Origin of the sequence: Burkholderia sp. BCC0322 (assembly GCF_902833045.1) — a bacterium.
In the GTDB taxonomy this organism is placed as follows: Bacteria; Pseudomonadota; Gammaproteobacteria; order Burkholderiales; family Burkholderiaceae; genus Burkholderia.
Genome location: NZ_CADFDU010000021.1, coordinates 33,760 through 49,419 on the forward strand (window position 1 = coordinate 33,760; position 15,660 = coordinate 49,419).

A 15,660-nucleotide genomic window follows, 5' to 3' on the forward strand; every position below is an offset into this window, starting at 1 on the left:
ATGGGCTCCGGTATCAGGCGCGATCGGCGTTCAGCTGCCGGGCGCGCGGGCCGTACTCGGCCAGCGCATGTGCAATCGCGACGTCGTCGTCCGGCTGCAGAGCGTCGCGCGCGGCGACCAGCACCTTGCGTTCAGCATCCGCGGTAGCCACGCGCGCAACATCCGGCTGGCTGCGCGACTCTTCTTCCGCGATGACCGTGACCTGGTGGGCGATCAGTTGGCCGATCGTTTGGCAGGCGACTTCGTAATCGACGTGAGGCATCGTGTTCTCCTGTGAAAAAGTGGGCATGCGTGCGTACGTCCCGGATCAAACAGCCGGGAATGGTTTGGATTCGTTCCAGAGCCGCATCCAGGCAGTGCGCACTGCGGCGGCAACCGTCGCGTGGTGCCAGATGACGAGGACGTTTTCGGCGTTGTGGTACGCGCCGGCCTGCGTGTAGTTCATCGACCCGGTCTGCGTCGTATCCCCATCGGCGACGATGAACTTGTCGTGCATAAGCGGCACGGCCATGTCGATGCGCACCGGGATGCCAGCGGCCACGAGATCGGCGAGCTTCGAGCCGCGGCCGTCGAGCTGGGAGCGGTCGAGGACGACGCGGACCTGCACGCCTGCGTGGGCGCGCTCAATGAGGTGGGTGACGATCCGGCGATTGGTGAGCTCGTATGCGGCGACGTCGAGCTCCGACTGCGCGCTGTCGATCACGCTCAGCACGAGCGCCTCGGCCTGGCCATCGGGCGAGGTGGCGAATTGCACCGAGGCGCGGTCGGCGAAGCCAGAGCTTTCCGAATGTGCGGAGCTTTCCGCCGGATGCTTCAGGCCGCTCGCAAAATGACCAACCGACGACGGCAGACTGCCCAAATCTGGCGTCGAGCCGTCGTGCAGCACGTAATAGCCGACACCGGCGACGACCGCCAGGCAGAGAAGGAATTTCATACAGGCCTCCCGACGTGGGAGGTCTGGCCCGCAGCGGCATAGGGTCCGGGGCAGCTGTCACCGGTGTGCGGCGCCGCGCAGGCGGCGAGAAGCAGAGCGGGAATGGTGAGCGCCACAGCGCGAACTCGACTCACCGTCGATATCACGCAAATACGAGACGTAAACGAATTAACGCCGCGGCGAATTACGTCATTAACGATTAACTTGCCACTACGCCAAATAAGGCGTAACGTCAACATTAATTGCGTACGGGGACGCTCATCATGGATTATGTGCTTGCGAATTTCATGGCCGTATTGGCCGCAATTATTTTCTCGGTTTTCACATCGTTCATTGCGTCGCGAAGTGGCCGGACCGCTTACCGAAAAATCATGTGGAGCTACCTGATTACATTGCTGATTGCAGCCATCGTCATTACGGGAATGCAGCTGCCTTTTGCCATTTTGGCATTCGGCGCGCTCCTTTCCTGCATCTTCGGCGTGTTCGCCCAGTTGGCCATTGCAGTCAAGCTTGGCCATCTCGTCATGACTGACGGGCACTACGGTGACGGCTGGAACAAGGCTAGTTCGAGCGACAATACAAGCAGCGATCTTTGTAACGATTGGTTCTGGAGAGACCAACGAAATCAGATGAGTCATAGCGATTGGCGTCATTGATTAATGATTTAGCTTCCGGGGGCTGCAAGCCCCCTTTTCATTGGTCAGTGGGGTTAATGCCTTCCGCATCCGTACTTGGAATCGCCTTCACCACACGTCCGTCCTCCCCAACCCCGCGCTCAGGCCGATTCAACGACGCAAGAGCACTTGGCGAAGTTGCCGGCCCGCTTACCTCCGATTCGCCCCGTGCTGCATTTGCCGATGCCGCCCCAGCGTTCGATGGTTCGACGTACTGCGAGGGAGCAACGGGCATCGCGCCTCCAACTGCTGGCAACTGGCTGACCGGTACGTGGTCGAACTTCGCGTTGCCTTGCCCCCCCGCACCTTGCGGTACAACGCTCGGGCTGTTGCCACCATCCGCCCTCGAATCCCTGCCGCCTGCAATTGCTGATGCGACCGTCGAACTCCCTGGGGCGGCTGGCCGTGCGGGGGTGGACGTACTCGGCCCAGCGCGATCAGATTTCGCGTTGTCAATCCGTGCACCGCTGCGTCCCGTCCCGGTTGTCGGCACCATCTCCGAAACGCCGCCGCTACGCTCGATGGAAGCGGTCGGCGCAGCAGTCACTGACCTGGTGGAACCCGCAACTGGCGGGATTCGACTCGCAACAGTGGGGCGGGCCGCTCCGTCTTGCTTCGAAGCCGCTTGGGTCGTCGAAATAGGGGAGACAGAACCTGGTTGCACGATTGCGCCTGGTGCGGCCGCGACCGAGCGAGCTTTGTCGCCTGCAGCCCCGCGCTGACTGTTGGTATTCGCCGCAGCCGACGAAGGGAGGCCGCCACTTCGGTTAATCATGGCGGTCGGCGAGGCAGCAGTGGGCGTCCCAGCGCCAGCCGACCGCTGCTCACGATTCGAGTCAATCGGACGCGCCACGCCCCCATGCTCCGCGCCAGCATCGACCGTGGTGGTGGGAGCTGATACCGGTCGCGAAACTACCGGCGCCTCACCGGGTACAGGGGTCGCTTTGTGAGTGCCGGCGCCGGTCAGACTAGTTGTGTTCGTCGGCGCCGAGATAGCCTCGCCGTCGCCGCGCTTCACGGACGTCGCAGGAGTCGGTCGCATTGCAGGCGAGGCCGTCGTGGCTCGGCCAAAAGCACCGCCAGCCTGACTGCCACCTTGCCCATCAGGCAGCTGGTCGTTGCCCGCCGGCAAAGCCACGATCCTGAAATCAGACTCTGACAGGCGCGGTTGCGAGCCAGAGGAGGACGTGCCAATACCCGCCCCGCGAGCGGCTTCCAACGTCGGTCCATTTCCCGTCGCATTCGGGTTCAGGAACTTTTCAACTACTGTGGGGGATGCTGCTGCACCAGCCGGTGCGAACGGCTGAATCGAATTTCTCCACGCCGTGAGGGGCGCCGTGTCGTCAGACGCTGGCGCCGACGTCGGCGCAGGTGAAAGCGCGCGGCCTGGTGCCCGCTCGGACGTCATGAGTGGCTTGTTGTTCCCGGAAGGATCGACGTGATCGTGTACCTGTTTGATCGGCGCGGCGGACTCGTTTGTGACCCGTTGTCGCGTGGCGTCTACCCGCTGTTGCGCGTCGGTTACGACTTGGGGCATCAGCGTCGCAATATCGAGGGGTGTCGTGTCCGCGGGGCCAACAGCGCCCGCAAAACGCTGAAACGCGGTGGGCGCGCTTGCGCCAACACCGGCCTGATTGCGTTGGTTCTGGCGAACCACATCGGCCCCGCTCGCGGGCAGAGCAGATCCGTCGCGCGCCGTGGTCGGCAATGTGGAATTGCGTACGACGAGCTCACGCATCTGTCCGTCTTCGGCGACGAGCCGTGCAATCTCCGGCGTGGGCAGGGTCATCAACTGGCTATACCGCATGCCGTTTCGCGCTGCGACCGCCTGCAGGTTCTCCGGCGTCATCAGGTTGGTCGAGGTATCGACGCGGTAAACCGTTTGCGTCGATCCACGCTGACGCACATCTGCGCTTCGGGACAGATCCGCCGCAACACGTGAGCCAGAAGAAACCTGGTCCGTCAGTGACGCAGTGTGGTCCCGACGAACATGCTGGCCCGAATCCATCCCGGTGGAGTCGCTGTGCATCTGCGTCCCTTCGTGGCTGACCTGATCGCTTTCGGTGTACGCACCCAAACTACTGTATTGATCGACAAATTTTTGTGCGTCCGAATTTCGCCATGACTTGGTATATCCACCTTCACCAGAGAGATCGAGACCGAGCTTCAGACTCGACTGCCCCTTTCCTGTACCTCCTCCATTTGCATAGTCGGCAGCACGCACCTTCGAGCGATAGGCATCTCGAATCGCCTGCACTTCCTGCGGCGATTTACCAAGTGACTGTGCTTTTCCTGCAAGCTTGTCTTCCTCCGCCTGGTTGAACAACGGCGAGTTCACAGCCGGATTACTTGCGCCCGGCCGGCCACTTCCAGAAGTCCCACGCCCGTTACCACCAGACGAGCCGCCCGCTCCACCGCCTGCGTTGCCGGCCGGCGACCCATCGTCACCAAACGACTTGGAAAAGCCGCCTCCAAGCATGATCGACCCTTTGGCACCCGCCGACGTTACTCCGTCGACAGAGTGCGACTGATCTATCGCGTACTGCTGATCATGCGCGGTTCGCCGCTCACCAGATTGGGTAGACGACCCACGCGTTCCCGAGCTGGAATCATCCGACGCACGTTGCGTGTTGCCGCGCTCTTGGCTATTCGTGACGCTGTTCGTGCTCGACGCGAGCTGCTCGCGGCCCGAGAACGTGGAGTTGGTTCGGTTTGCGGCGACGCCCGTCGACGAATCGGTGCCGAGCGACCGCTCGAACGAATCCTGCGAGCTAGCCGACACGCCCAGATTGTTCTGATAGTCGGTTCGTGCGATGAGCCCATTCGCGAAATTCGTGAAGGCCGATCCAGTCCCGGTATCGACGTTCATCGAGCCGGTGCGCGACTGCACCGTGCTGTCGTACTTGTTGGCCGACGTCACGTTGCGCGAAGCGTTGTCGATCGACGACGAATCCATATGGACATTGCCAATGTTTTCGTCACCTTGCGCCTGTTGGCCGCCGATTTGCTGCGCCGGGCCGGTCAGCACGCTGCTAAGTTGAGAGAAGGCGCCGACGACACCCGTCGATGCAAAGTTGATCAGCATCCACGCCAGTGGCGGGGTAATGATCACCATGTATCCAAGCAGCGCCTGCTCGTCGAGCAACGTCGAGCCGAACTTCGCCGACATCCCGAACGGCACGCCGGCCTGCAGCGACATCGAGCGCATCACATGGCTGAGGTGGATCATCGATAGCCCATTGATCACGGCAAAGAGCAACGGCCAAATCGATATCCACGCCACCGATTTCGCGTACATCGCGAGAATTCGCTTCGCCGCATCCGCGCCGCTGATCAGACACAGCACCAGAACGAGCGGGAAGACCGCGTAGATGATCGCCTCGGCGTAGTTCCGAACGGTCGGCAGCGTGTTCTTCGCCAGGATTGCCATGCTGGACAGTGAACCGTTCGTGGCGACAGCCGCCTGCGCCGAACTCATCAGCGCATTAACCTCGGCGACGCGTGCGGGATCATTCAGCATCGCGGGCAGCTCGGCACCTGCCTGGCGCCACACGTTGTTGAACATCGCCTGACGCAGCGCCGACGACGCGTTCTGCGACGACTGAAGGATGAAGCCGTACGAATCACCAATCGCGTTGACGAATTCCGCCTTCGCCATGGTGGGATTGGAGATCTCCGGATACATTTCGCTGCCGTACATCTGCTCGGCTGCTTGTTCCGCGTCCTGCACGCGCATCAGCAGCAACGTGCCAATAGCCGAACACGTGTCCGTCGTCGGGTTCGCGGTGAGGGTGTTCGTGGTGACGTACCGCGCCGGGCTGGTAGACGTGAACACGGTATTAAACGGGTCCGTCCCGCTCATGATGGTCTTCGGATCGATCGCGCCGTCTTGAATGTCGTAGACCGTGCATTCCTTGAAGAACTGGATCAGATCGGCATGCAGACCCGGATCGGTGATCTCGGCCCTATCGACCTTTTGCAGCACCGAAATGCCAAATCCAACGTCTCCCTTCTTCAAGGTGAGCGTATCCGGTACGCCGAACACCGTCTCGTAGGACTGTGTCAGCACGCGGGAAATCAGCGTGAAGCTCTGTGCGACCGCCGCCAGGTAGACCGGGACGTGATCCACCTCCCGGGTCGGCTGCACATTGTTCACGTCGGTGATGAACACGTTCTCCACGGGAAGTAACAGCAGCTGCGTCATCAGGAGCGCGCCGATGAACCATCGGAAAATCTCGTAACCCTTCCGACCGATCGCCACGATCGTCCAGATCACCACACCGCTCAGCAACGTGTAGCGAATGAGGCCCGTCCACGTGCCGCTGCCCATGAACGACGCGATGCCTTGCATCACGTAGTACAAGGTATCGACGTTGCCGTAGGTGTCTATCTCCATGTTCATTGCGTGCCCCCACCATTCAAGGTCTGGCCGAACGCGAGCGAGTTACGCAGCGACGACGAGACATTGGCGTGCACGGCACGCTCGATCGACTGGAGCTGCTCGACCAGTTGCCATGCATTCGATGTCTGGCTAAACGCCTGCATCACGACACTGCGTGCTTCCGCTTCGACCGTGTCGATATTGGTGTTGAGCTTCGTGGCCTGGTCCAGCAGCGACGTGCTGGATTTCACCGTGCCGTAGCGCGCGATCGCACGCCGAAGGTCTTCAGCAGATCCGTGGATATACGCCTCGGCGTACTTGGCTGCGATCAACGATTGGTAGGTGCTCATCAGCTGATCGGCAAGCGTCGAGTTGTTCAGCCGCGTGCCGACCGCAATCATCTTGTAGACCGGCAGGTCCGTCATGCTCAGGAAGCGGAACGTGTCGTCCGGGTTGGGCATTGGCGAGCGGGCTGCGATCGCATCCGTGATCACCTGCAGCTTCTGCTGAACGAGCGCACGGAAAGGGGTGTAGCCGATCTCCTGCACCGACGGGTTCAGGCATTTGGTGTTCTCGTCGCAGACGTACACCTGGATCGTATTGCCGGTATTCGACGAAGGATCATTGCCGACCAGGTCCTGCACCGTGAGGCTACCGATGCGCGGCAGGAAGACCGGATTCACCTCATTGCCGCCCGAGTCGGACGGGTCCGGGAAGATGACCGTACCGACCAAAGACATCAAGAACTCTCGATCGGAAATGCTCAGGTCCGGCAGTTGCTGCAGTGCCTGCCAGGTCACATTTCCGTAGGGTGCCTTGGCTGCGAGGTTGGCGTCAGACGCGGTAGCCGTGTTGATCGTCTGGGCCGCTTGTGCCGAGTTGTTCGAGATATTCGTCCAGGCATCGGTCATATCCGAATACAGGTTCGTGAAGGGACCCAGGGTGTCGGCCAGATTTGCCTGCTCTTTCTTCCATGCAACCGGCGTGACGGCATTGACAATGCCCTCGGCAGCCTGGCACGAATCGATATTCATGCGGTTGACGTCACGTGCGATGGTTTGCAAGGACTGCATCACGTTGTCACACGTCGGGCACAGGTTCTGCAGGGCAAGCTTGAACGCGTAGCCCAGGGCATTCGAACCGATGTTGCGCAGCAGCGCGACGAATTGCTCCTTGTTGATGAAGCTGAAGCCACCGGTGAACAGGTCGATGCCACCGCAGCCGGCACCCCATTCCGGCGCAGTGACACTCGCCAGTTGGTAGGTCTTGTGTGGCGTGCGCATGAACACGCTGCCGCCGCTGTACATATTCATCGTCTCACCCTGCAACGCGCGCGGGCTCGATACGTTGCCCATTGCGTTGATCGAATCGAAGACTTGCTGCATCGACATCGCCTGCGCATAAATCGGGGCGATGGCGAGCACGGCAGCAGTGAGCGCGGCAATCCAGCGTGTCGGTTTCATCAGAAGAGCTCCCCTGGCTGCGAGGCAGTCAGAACGAAGATGCGATCGATGATGTCCTGGAGAGACATCGTTCCCGAGCCGATCATGGCGTGATCTCCGGTCTCTTTCGACGCGATGAAAAGCGCAGGCACCTGCTTCACGCCCCAGACCGATGCCTGACCGTGGTCGGCGGTAGGGCTTGGAAACTCAGCGATACCGCGACCGTCGAGCGACACCGGCAGCACATCAACGCCGTAACGTTTCGCCAGCAACACAATGGTTGGGGCCATCGCATGGCAGTACGGGCAGTCCGACCGGAAGAAGAAGATCAGACCGTGCTTCTGTGCGAGCGCACGCAGCTGCGCGTCCTGGTCGGAGTCGCGCGTTTGGTCGTAGGTATGGACCGCGACGTTGTTGGTCGGCCGCTTGAGCGAGTAGTCGAGGGCCGGGTTCTGCCACACGACACGGCGCCATTGATCAGCGAACACGGCGCTCTTTTGCTGCACGTACTCCCAGAGCTTGATGTACGCCTTGATGTGCTCGGGCGTCGGGTCCATGTTGGCGACGTCGAGGCGGTGCTTCAACGCCTCACGCATCTCGTCGGCCGACTTGATCTGATCGAAGTCGTCGGGATCGGCTGGCTTGATCGCACTCGCGCCGGTCGGTGCCGCCGGCTTGTCATCGTCATCGCAGTACCAGTTGAATTTCTCCTGGCCATCGCAGTGCCACGCAGACTGGTAGTTCAGACCGTCTGCGCGTGCGGTGTTCGACACCAGCATCGCGCCGGCAAGGACGATCGACGCGGCCGCGTCGATTCGACGGAATCTGATCATGAATGCACCCTGTCTGAGGATGCATGCACCGCGTGCATGCTGGTGATCGCGATCTGGAGCTTCACTTGGCCGCTCCCTCACCGTTTCCACGGCTCTGTTCAGCGCGCCGGCGTCCAATCCAGTCCAGGCGTCGACGCAACGCGAGAGGCGATGACGGCGAATAGATCAGATCCAGCACGAGCATGACCGTCGCCACAAAGAGCCACACCGTGATCAGACCGCGGCCGAGCTGAGGCGCAAGCGTTGAAATGGAAACGTCTGCGGTGCGCTTCTGAGTGCAGACAGGGGAGGGCGCGTGTTGCCCAACCGGGTCAGCGCACGACTCGACGCGAATCGTGTCCGGACTCGTGCCCGTGCCCGCTGCTTTTTCGAGCACGGTCGTCGCGATGCCAGTGAACGACCCATGATTGAGCATCGCGAGCCCAATCCCGGGCAACGCCGCCGGCATAATCACGCAGGTCACGACCAGGCGACGGACGTAGCACGGCAGGCTAGCGAGCAGCGCCTGGTGCCAGTTCGAATGGACATGCGAAGAAGGAAACATACTTTCGATGGACATGGTCAGAGCTCCTGCGTGACGAAGGGTGGGATATGAGCGATCGATGCGTGCCGCGACATCACCGTATTTCTCCAGCGGGTTGCGTTGGTGCGGCCGGCATCAATCCGATGGGCGGCACGCGATCACGGCAGTAGTTCATCTTCACGTCGAGACGACCGCTCGTTTCACCGGCCTCGGTCTGCACGCCACGGATGTCGAACAGGACATCGAGACGCTTGCAACCAGGGCGCGGCAAGTCGTCGATCGGGCGAGCGGTGACGTAAACCGGGCCATTTGCGCGCAGCTTGGCAATCAGGGAGTTAGCGACGGGTCCACGCAGTGCGCCGAATGCCGAGCCGTGATCAATCGCGTCCACGAGCACCGCGCTGAAGTCGTCGTAGCTGCCCGCGTGCGCCGCCTGGGCGGATACGAACAACATCGCGGCGCATGTGAGAGAGGCAATGCGTTTCATTGGAACGCCCCCTTACCGCCGGAGCCGATCGATTGCCGTACGCGCTGCAGAATCGCGTCCTGGTCGACGGCCTTGGACTGGATGGAATTGACGAATTCTGTAAAGTCGATCTTCGAAAAGTCGATCTGCTGCAGTTGATCCGCAGTGAGGCCACCACAGCCTGCAAACGGGATGCCAAGCTGCGCCTTGCCCTGCTGGTTGACGAGCTTCGCGATCAGCGAGTTGAAGCAGCAGTAGCTTTTCTTCTCCTCGACACACACGCCGAGCACGCGCTTGGAGCAGCCCTGGTTGTACTGAACGCACAGGTTCTGGCCGCGCTTGAGGCTGAGCACCTGCTCATCAGACGTACATGCGAGCCACATCTGGACAAGTTGCGCGGCGATCTCGGCGCCGAACACGTACGGATTGAAGTCGACGAAGGAAATACCGTTCGACAACGAGAACGAGAATTGAAACCCGAAGGCCCCAAAATTTCCGGAGGTGGCCAGCGCTCTATCGGCCCAGGCACCCATCTGCAGAAGCCCGGAGTTGACGATCGAGCTGTCGACTGTTTCGTAAAGCTGGTCGAAGACATATTTCGACCCAAGCGCGATGCCCTGTTTGGCTCCCGTACCGGCGATCGACAGGCCTGCGCTCACCGCGGCGCTGCCGATCGCATTGTTCGAATACGCGGCGCCGCCACCGTTGCTGGTGCAGCAACTCTTGATTTCCAGGCCGCCCAGCACCTTGATCGAGCAGCTGCTGTCGTAACCCTTGAAGATGTTCACGTTACCCCCGCCGACGCCGTAGGCACCCGCTTCGCGCCCGGTCTCGAGGCCGGTCACGACCTTGCCGAGCGCACCGTCCGCTCCGCTGCTCGAGGAGAAGCAACCGGCGCCCGGCGCGCACATCGTGTTGGTGCATTGGGTCACGGTCGTCGTATGCGCGGGCGTATCTAGACACTGATAGGTGTACTGCATCGTGTCGCAGCTGCCTGGCGACGCATCGTTGTATGACACGCACTGCTGGCCGACCACGCCGCAGCCTTGCTGCACCAATGGCGTACAGTCGTTAACGGTGGAGGCCGCTTGACATTCGTAGGTATCCTGGTAGTTCCAGCAATCCTGATAGAGCGGGATTCCGTTGATGACACGGGTAGCTGCCGGCTCGACGCAGGTTGATCCGGTGCGCTGGCAGGTGGGTGTGGCATGCGCAACCGGTGTCGCGACAAGCGCGATCGTCATCGCGAAGCCAATGCAGCCGACGGCGCGGGCGAGGATCATGAGCGGGCGAGTCATCATTGCACGGCCCGCTGTTCGAATGAGCTGCACTGGTCAATCCAGTTCGGTGTACAGATTGCCGTGCAGATTTGGTTCATCGTCAGCTGGACGCGAGCCTGGCCACCACCGTTGAAGCCGTACCCGCCAATCGCAGCCTGGATCTCTACCGTGTTGACGCCTTCGTGCAGATACTGACGGATGTCGATCCCCGGCGAGATGGTCGAAGGGTTTCCCTCGTATTCGTTACCGAATCGGAAGAATGCGCGGTATTCGGTCAGACCTCCGTCCGCTTTGAAGGCGGTTTTATCCGAACACACGCTCCGAATCCCGTTGTTGAGCGTCCCGTAGGTGAACACTGCACCGGCAACGGGGGCGGCGAGACTGCCGGCCGACTGCATTCCGGTGGTATCAGGTGGGACCGGCGGCAACAGCGCCAGCCCGCACTGCAGCACGCGACCGCCGTCTCGTGTGTCGGTGTAGACGGTCACACCATTGATATCCACGCTTCGCAACGTATTGTTCGCGGTGATCTGGCTGATGACCGCGGTGCCGACCTGAGCCAGGTTCTGTACGCTGAAGCTCATCGAACCGTAGACTGTGAATCCCGTGTAGCCCGAGTTGTCGTGATAGCCGGTGTCGGCGCCGAAGTTCCAAAACGCCGAGTTCGATGCCAGACGGGACGCGAAGCCACCGCTGAAGCTGCCCTCGACCACACCACCAGCCGCACAGTCCTGGTAGGGTTCCTTGCAGACAGGATCGTTGATGCGGTTGCAGGTATAGGTCTGCGTGCCCACCGCCTGCTCGCAGGTTTCCTTCCGGTAGGTCGCCGGCACCGTCGACGTCACGTTGTGGCAATCCTGCGAACTCGTCGTCGTGCCGGGATTGTTGATCGTGCCCTTGCTGCCCGTCACAATCGGATCGCTCGCGGTGATCGGCATGCGATTCGGGGGTTTCTTCGCGAGATAGTTCACGGCGTCGCACTCCTGCCGCCAGTACGCGCTCGGATTGGCCGGCTGCGTCGAACAGTCCGCTTCCTTCCCGGTGCCGGCCGGCCCGAGGCTACCTTGGCCTCCGCCATACAGCGGCGAGAGCTGGCCGTCCTGGTTCGTGTAGTTCGGCACGTTCGAGCCACCGCCGGCGATGCTCCCGTGAGCGGCGTTCATCCCCGATCGGCCAAACGACTGTCCGCTGGAAAATGCCGATGCAGTAGACGGGCTGTCGGCGGCCGCGCGGACACCGATCGCAGCGAGCACGGTCGCGATGCCCAGGGGAGTGAATCGGCGCAGCGCCGACGTCAGCGCATTCATTCCACGTCTCCGAGCGCGCGCAGATAACGGCTGGCGATATCCGCGTAGGCCGGGCTGTGATCAACGATCTGGCGCAATGCGTAGGCCGGCGTCACATCACCCGAGATCGAGACGTACGACGCCGGCAGAGCGCAGCCGCTGCTGTCGACCTGAGTGTTGGCATCTCCACCGTGGGTGACGACATATGCCGGCACCCGTGCGACGCGATATTGGGTGAACGCCTTCGGGTTCACGACGATCCCACCCGATGCGATCCCGAGCCGTTGCATCTCCGCGGCCGTGGATTTGAGAGAGTCGCCCTTGAAACCCCGAAACACCACGGTGCCGCCCGCCTGGTTCATGGTCTTGACCAGGCGCACCAGCGACGCTGCCGGCATCGAGAAGCTGGCGAACGCGACGAACGAGTCCGTGACCCGGCGCTGGGCCCGGCCCTCGTACCGTTTTGCGACCGCGAGGGGATCCGCCGCAGCGGCAGCTGGTGCAGGGGTGGGGAGGTTCGGAAACGCGTTGCCGTCGTGCGCGGCTTTCGCGGCTGCCCGCTCCATCTGCCGACCGCGATCACCCTGAATCCGGCGCATCTCGGCGTCGATTGCGCTGGATGACGGCATTGCCGAGCGGTACCGCTCGGCACCGCTGGCGGCCGCGTCAAAGGTGGCCCGGCGCGTCGTGTTGATCTGTTGCTGCTCACGAGCGAGCGCGTCGTTCGACACTGTCTGCGCGGCGACCGGAATGGCAGCGACGCCCAACGTGCTGGCGACCGTGAACGAGAAAATGAACCGATTCATTGCGGGAGAGCTCCAAGGTTGGCGCCCATGCAGCAGTTGCGCTTGCGGAAGATCTCGTAGGCGAAGTCCTCGCCGGTGTACGGGATCATTTTTCCGGCGCCCCAGAGGGCCGAAGTTCGCCCATACGGCTGGCAGCACTGACCGTTGATCTGGTCGGTTTGCGCGACCGGGTAGAGCATCGTGTACTTGTATTGGGTCTTGTCCATCACGGGCTGCAGGTAGTAGCCGCACATGGCGCCGTCGCCCGTCGTTCCCCACATCAAGCCCTCCCGATGCAGCTTCGCGGTCATGCGTTCGACGAGCAGCGACGACGCCTGAATGGCCGACACGTGGGCCTGCACGTGGCCGTTGAACGGGTAGATCGAGCCGTTGCAACCCGCGCACCAGAAGAGCAGGTTGCTGCCGAACCCGAGGCTCGACTGCACGCAGTCGCCGGCGCACGCGGCTTGAGCGATCGGGCTGCCGAACAGATAGGTTTCCGGTTCGAGCAGCATGGTGAGGTCGTCGTCGCTCCAGGTCGGATCGACCTCTGTCATGTACGCGACGTCGAAACTACCGGTCTCCATGCACGGGTCGTCAAGCAGGATCTCGGTGTAGTACATGACCGGGTCCGTGTACCAATGGACCTGATAGAAGCTCTGCTTGGTGTCGTCCTTCTGCTCGCGCACCTCACCTTCAGCCGCATGAATGCCGGGGTTGAGCGTGATCCCGCCGAGAGACACGAAGCAGTAGGGCGAGCGAGTGACGTCGACTCGTCGGATCGGTTCCCAAAAGCTGAATTTCACGCCGAACGTGCCGTTGCAGAAGCAAAGGAAGCCGCCCGGGTTCGAGGTATCGTCCTGACCCATGTTCATGAACGTCACACTTCCGATGGCCATCGGAAACGCGCACTCCCAGCAGATGTCGGTGATCGGATTGGCGAATCGCCCGACACACTGGCCAGCATCGGCCGGTGCGGAAAATGAGAAGCAGCTGGCCAACAGGGCGAGCGAGACGAGCCACCGTCGAAGCAGAAGGGTGGTGCTCATGGCAGCAGCTCCCGCAGCGTCGGATACACGTCAAAGGCGACTTCGATCAGGTACGCGCTAAGGTGATGACCTATCCGAAAGGCGATCGGAAGGAGGACCACGGCTGCCCCAATCACTGCCGCGGTTGCAAGAGCGAACACGATTACCCGAACCGCACGGCTTGCCGCATTGGTTGCTGACTCAAGCAACGTGGTAATCAAGGCGCGTCGTGCCGGTTCAACGGAAGCGACCACGTGAGCCGACTCGTCAAGCTGAACCACGCATTCCGGCGGCGCACCAATTCCGAGTGCGCCCTTCACGCCGTTGTGGATCCGCTCGATGAGATCGATCGCCTCCGCCTCGCTCAGGTTGTCGGCGAGGATCGAAGAGGGGCGGTGGACATCAGCGACGTCACCCGCGACTACTCGGTAGGTGTCGTCATGACTCGCCCCGACGAACTGGCGCATGGGCTGAATGGAGAGACGGGCGACCCTGTTGTCGTAAGCACCGGCGCGCCAGTTATAGGTAGCTAGCGATCCTTTCGCTGCCACGACAACCTGGTCATTCGCGACGTCTACCTCAATCCGGCCAGGCTCGCGCTTACTGCCGGTCGGTCCAGCCTGGATGACTTCGAGTTCGGTCGTTTCTGCCTCGTCGAGCGGCGGGGCGGTAAAACCGTCGCCCTGCGCGGCCCTTGCGCCGCGTCGCAATTGCTCGACCCGAAGGAGGCCAACTGTCGACGGCCCCATGTGCATGAAAATGCCCTCGACTGCCAGCGCAACGAGCAGGTCGTCGGCCAACTTCCGGCCAGCCACGCCTTCTTCGATGTCATCCAGCGCCTCGCCGAGCACCTCCATAGCCGTGTCTGGCAGAGAGGCAGCGATCGGATGCCGCGCAAACAGATAGTCGAGCCGCTCCGCCGCCGTCTTGAGAATCTGAAGCACGACGATGCCATTTGCCGTGTTGAGGTTGCCGATGACTTCGCTAGCGATTGGGCCTGCCGTGATGTCGAGCCGTTCCATGTGATTCATCGCGGATCCGATAAGGTGGTAGCTAAAAGTTCTTGCGGCGCAGATTCGCCCCGTCAACGCAATTGCGCGGCCGGCTCTTCCTCGAGCAGCAGCTGATTGCCACGCTGACTGATCACGGCCGGCACGCGAGTGATTCCAAAGCGCTGTGTGAGCCGTCCCTGCTGGTCGAAATACACCTGGCGCTTCCACGCTTTCGTCAGGTCAAACCACGATCCGGCGGTCAGGATCGGCTTGATCGCTTCGCCGGACTTAGCAGTCATCGCCTGCACTGCCTTAACTTGCGCCGCGTCGCGGCCGTCGAAGAACACCAGGCGCTCATGCAGCGTCACGATGTCGAGCGGATTGATGCGCGTGCCGGCGGGCACGATGACAGCACCCTCATCGTTGGTGACCGGCTTCGCGTATGTCACGGTCGGATCGATCAGCCGGCTGGCGTATTCCGTGACGGTGGACAGACCAGGCACGGCGGGCAGGGACGTGATGTCATGCAGCGCGCGTTGGCGAGCCCGGCGCTCGATGGCCGCGAGCCCGCCATTGGCTCGCAGCGCGAGTAGACGTTGCTTCAGCATGGCGATCGCGTCGTGTTCAGCGATCGGGTACGTCGGGCCGACCACACCCAGGTCGTCCGCGATCGCGGCAACGGGAGAGGCCGTCAGCATCAATGCGGCAAACCATGCGATTGCGGCGCGCTGCACCACGCCTATCTCTCTGTCCAGTAGTCGGCAAGCAAAGAGACGACGCTTGCCGCCGCCCAGCAGATGAACCAGGCTGCCAAAATCCCCACACCGAGACAGCAAAGCGTCACGACGGCCGGCACGTAATACGTGGTGCCAATCAGGCCGTTCCCCGGGCCATCGAGCGCTACCTGCGCTTGCAGTAGCTGAAACATCTCGCCGTGCGTGAAAAATGTGAGCAGTGGCTGAAGTCCTGAGCACATCAACCAGGCGGAGATCAACAAGCCGATCGCAAGTATCGGAATAATCATCTGGAGCTCCAG

Annotated in this window: 15 protein-coding genes; 1 reads left to right on the forward strand and 14 read right to left on the reverse strand. The window is 61.7% G+C overall.

Annotated elements, in window-relative coordinates:
- Nucleotides 1-13: 13 nt before the first annotated feature.
- Both HWX39_RS33815 and HWX39_RS33820 read right to left on the reverse strand, forming a co-directional pair.
- Nucleotides 14-262 carry a hypothetical protein gene (locus HWX39_RS33815; protein WP_175971898.1) on the reverse strand — a complete coding sequence of 83 codons (249 nt, stop codon included), beginning with the start codon at nt 260-262 and terminating at the stop codon, nt 14-16.
- A 45-nt stretch (nt 263-307) separates the two neighbouring features.
- Entirely contained in the window at nt 308-934 is a 627-nt protein-coding gene (locus HWX39_RS33820; RefSeq protein WP_175971899.1) for a phospholipase D family protein, read from the reverse strand.
- A gap of 263 nt (nt 935-1,197) precedes the next feature.
- Here HWX39_RS33820 and HWX39_RS33825 point away from each other — a divergent pair, with 263 nt between their 5' ends.
- On the forward strand, nt 1,198-1,590 hold the full coding sequence (locus HWX39_RS33825; RefSeq protein WP_175971900.1) for a hypothetical protein: 393 nt from the start codon (nt 1,198-1,200) through the stop codon (nt 1,588-1,590).
- A 37-nt stretch (nt 1,591-1,627) separates the two neighbouring features.
- Here the strand turns inward: HWX39_RS33825 and HWX39_RS33830 are convergent, their stop codons facing one another.
- From HWX39_RS33830 to HWX39_RS33885, 12 genes are all read right to left on the reverse strand, one after another.
- On the reverse strand, nt 1,628-6,004 hold the full coding sequence (locus HWX39_RS33830; RefSeq protein ID WP_244135147.1) for a conjugal transfer protein TraG N-terminal domain-containing protein: 4,377 nt from the start codon (nt 6,002-6,004) through the stop codon (nt 1,628-1,630).
- A 2-nt stretch (nt 6,005-6,006) separates the two neighbouring features.
- A complete protein-coding gene (locus tag HWX39_RS33835; RefSeq protein ID WP_175971901.1) occupies nt 6,007-7,452 on the reverse strand; it encodes a conjugal transfer protein TraH in 1,446 nt (481 codons plus the stop codon).
- On the reverse strand, nt 7,452-8,264 hold the full coding sequence (locus tag HWX39_RS33840; RefSeq protein ID WP_175971902.1) for a conjugal transfer protein TraF: 813 nt from the start codon (nt 8,262-8,264) through the stop codon (nt 7,452-7,454). Before HWX39_RS33840 ends, HWX39_RS33835 begins: the two co-directional genes overlap by 1 nt.
- A 61-nt stretch (nt 8,265-8,325) precedes the next feature.
- The gene (locus HWX39_RS33845; protein ID WP_175971903.1) at nt 8,326-8,823 is read right to left on the reverse strand and encodes a hypothetical protein; all 498 of its coding nucleotides are present in this window, start codon (nt 8,821-8,823) and stop codon (nt 8,326-8,328) included.
- 58 nt (nt 8,824-8,881) lie between these two features.
- Nucleotides 8,882-9,274 (reverse strand): hypothetical protein, encoded by a 393-nt coding sequence (locus HWX39_RS33850; protein ID WP_175971904.1) that lies wholly within the window; start codon nt 9,272-9,274, stop codon nt 8,882-8,884.
- The gene (gene traN, locus HWX39_RS33855) at nt 9,271-10,536 is read right to left on the reverse strand and encodes a conjugal transfer protein TraN (RefSeq protein ID WP_244135148.1); all 1,266 of its coding nucleotides are present in this window, start codon (nt 10,534-10,536) and stop codon (nt 9,271-9,273) included. The genes HWX39_RS33850 and traN overlap by 4 nt, the downstream gene beginning before the upstream one ends.
- 14 nt (nt 10,537-10,550) lie before the next feature.
- On the reverse strand, nt 10,551-11,840 hold the full coding sequence (locus HWX39_RS33860) for a hypothetical protein (RefSeq protein WP_175971905.1): 1,290 nt from the start codon (nt 11,838-11,840) through the stop codon (nt 10,551-10,553).
- Nucleotides 11,837-12,625 carry a type-F conjugative transfer system pilin assembly protein TrbC gene (gene trbC / locus HWX39_RS33865; protein ID WP_175971906.1) on the reverse strand — a complete coding sequence of 263 codons (789 nt, stop codon included), beginning with the start codon at nt 12,623-12,625 and terminating at the stop codon, nt 11,837-11,839. The genes HWX39_RS33860 and trbC overlap by 4 nt, the downstream gene beginning before the upstream one ends.
- A complete protein-coding gene (traU, locus tag HWX39_RS33870) occupies nt 12,622-13,653 on the reverse strand; it encodes a conjugal transfer pilus assembly protein TraU (protein ID WP_175971907.1) in 1,032 nt (343 codons plus the stop codon). The genes trbC and traU overlap by 4 nt, the downstream gene beginning before the upstream one ends.
- Entirely contained in the window at nt 13,650-14,663 is a 1,014-nt protein-coding gene (locus tag HWX39_RS33875) for a hypothetical protein (protein WP_175971908.1), read from the reverse strand. Before HWX39_RS33875 ends, traU begins: the two co-directional genes overlap by 4 nt.
- A 53-nt stretch (nt 14,664-14,716) precedes the next feature.
- Nucleotides 14,717-15,343 (reverse strand): type-F conjugative transfer system protein TraW, encoded by a 627-nt coding sequence (gene traW, locus HWX39_RS33880; RefSeq protein WP_279613122.1) that lies wholly within the window; start codon nt 15,341-15,343, stop codon nt 14,717-14,719.
- A 20-nt stretch (nt 15,344-15,363) separates the two neighbouring features.
- Nucleotides 15,364-15,648 carry a hypothetical protein gene (locus HWX39_RS33885; RefSeq protein WP_175971909.1) on the reverse strand — a complete coding sequence of 95 codons (285 nt, stop codon included), beginning with the start codon at nt 15,646-15,648 and terminating at the stop codon, nt 15,364-15,366.
- Nucleotides 15,649-15,660 lie beyond the last annotated feature (12 nt).

Excerpts from the sequence above, each read along its gene's own strand:
- HWX39_RS33845 (WP_175971903.1), bottom strand. The coding sequence starts at position 8,823 with ATGTCCATCGAAAGTATGTTTCCTTCTTCGCATGTCCATTCGAACTGG.
- HWX39_RS33825 (WP_175971900.1), top strand. The coding sequence starts at position 1,198 with ATGGATTATGTGCTTGCGAATTTCATGGCCGTATTGGCCGCAATTATT.
- HWX39_RS33815 (WP_175971898.1), bottom strand. The coding sequence starts at position 262 with ATGCCTCACGTCGATTACGAAGTCGCCTGCCAAACGATCGGCCAACTG.
- traU (WP_175971907.1), bottom strand. The coding sequence starts at position 13,653 with ATGAGCACCACCCTTCTGCTTCGACGGTGGCTCGTCTCGCTCGCCCTG.
- traN (WP_244135148.1), bottom strand. The coding sequence starts at position 10,536 with ATGATCCTCGCCCGCGCCGTCGGCTGCATTGGCTTCGCGATGACGATC.
- HWX39_RS33830 (WP_244135147.1), bottom strand. The coding sequence starts at position 6,004 with ATGGAGATAGACACCTACGGCAACGTCGATACCTTGTACTACGTGATG.
- HWX39_RS33835 (WP_175971901.1), bottom strand. The coding sequence starts at position 7,452 with ATGAAACCGACACGCTGGATTGCCGCGCTCACTGCTGCCGTGCTCGCC.
- HWX39_RS33860 (WP_175971905.1), bottom strand. The coding sequence starts at position 11,840 with ATGAATGCGCTGACGTCGGCGCTGCGCCGATTCACTCCCCTGGGCATC.
- HWX39_RS33840 (WP_175971902.1), bottom strand. The coding sequence starts at position 8,264 with ATGATCAGATTCCGTCGAATCGACGCGGCCGCGTCGATCGTCCTTGCC.
- HWX39_RS33885 (WP_175971909.1), bottom strand. The coding sequence starts at position 15,648 with ATGATTATTCCGATACTTGCGATCGGCTTGTTGATCTCCGCCTGGTTG.
- HWX39_RS33820 (WP_175971899.1), bottom strand. The coding sequence starts at position 934 with ATGAAATTCCTTCTCTGCCTGGCGGTCGTCGCCGGTGTCGGCTATTAC.
- trbC (WP_175971906.1), bottom strand. The coding sequence starts at position 12,625 with ATGAATCGGTTCATTTTCTCGTTCACGGTCGCCAGCACGTTGGGCGTC.
- HWX39_RS33850 (WP_175971904.1), bottom strand. The coding sequence starts at position 9,274 with ATGAAACGCATTGCCTCTCTCACATGCGCCGCGATGTTGTTCGTATCC.
- HWX39_RS33875 (WP_175971908.1), bottom strand. The coding sequence starts at position 14,663 with ATGAATCACATGGAACGGCTCGACATCACGGCAGGCCCAATCGCTAGC.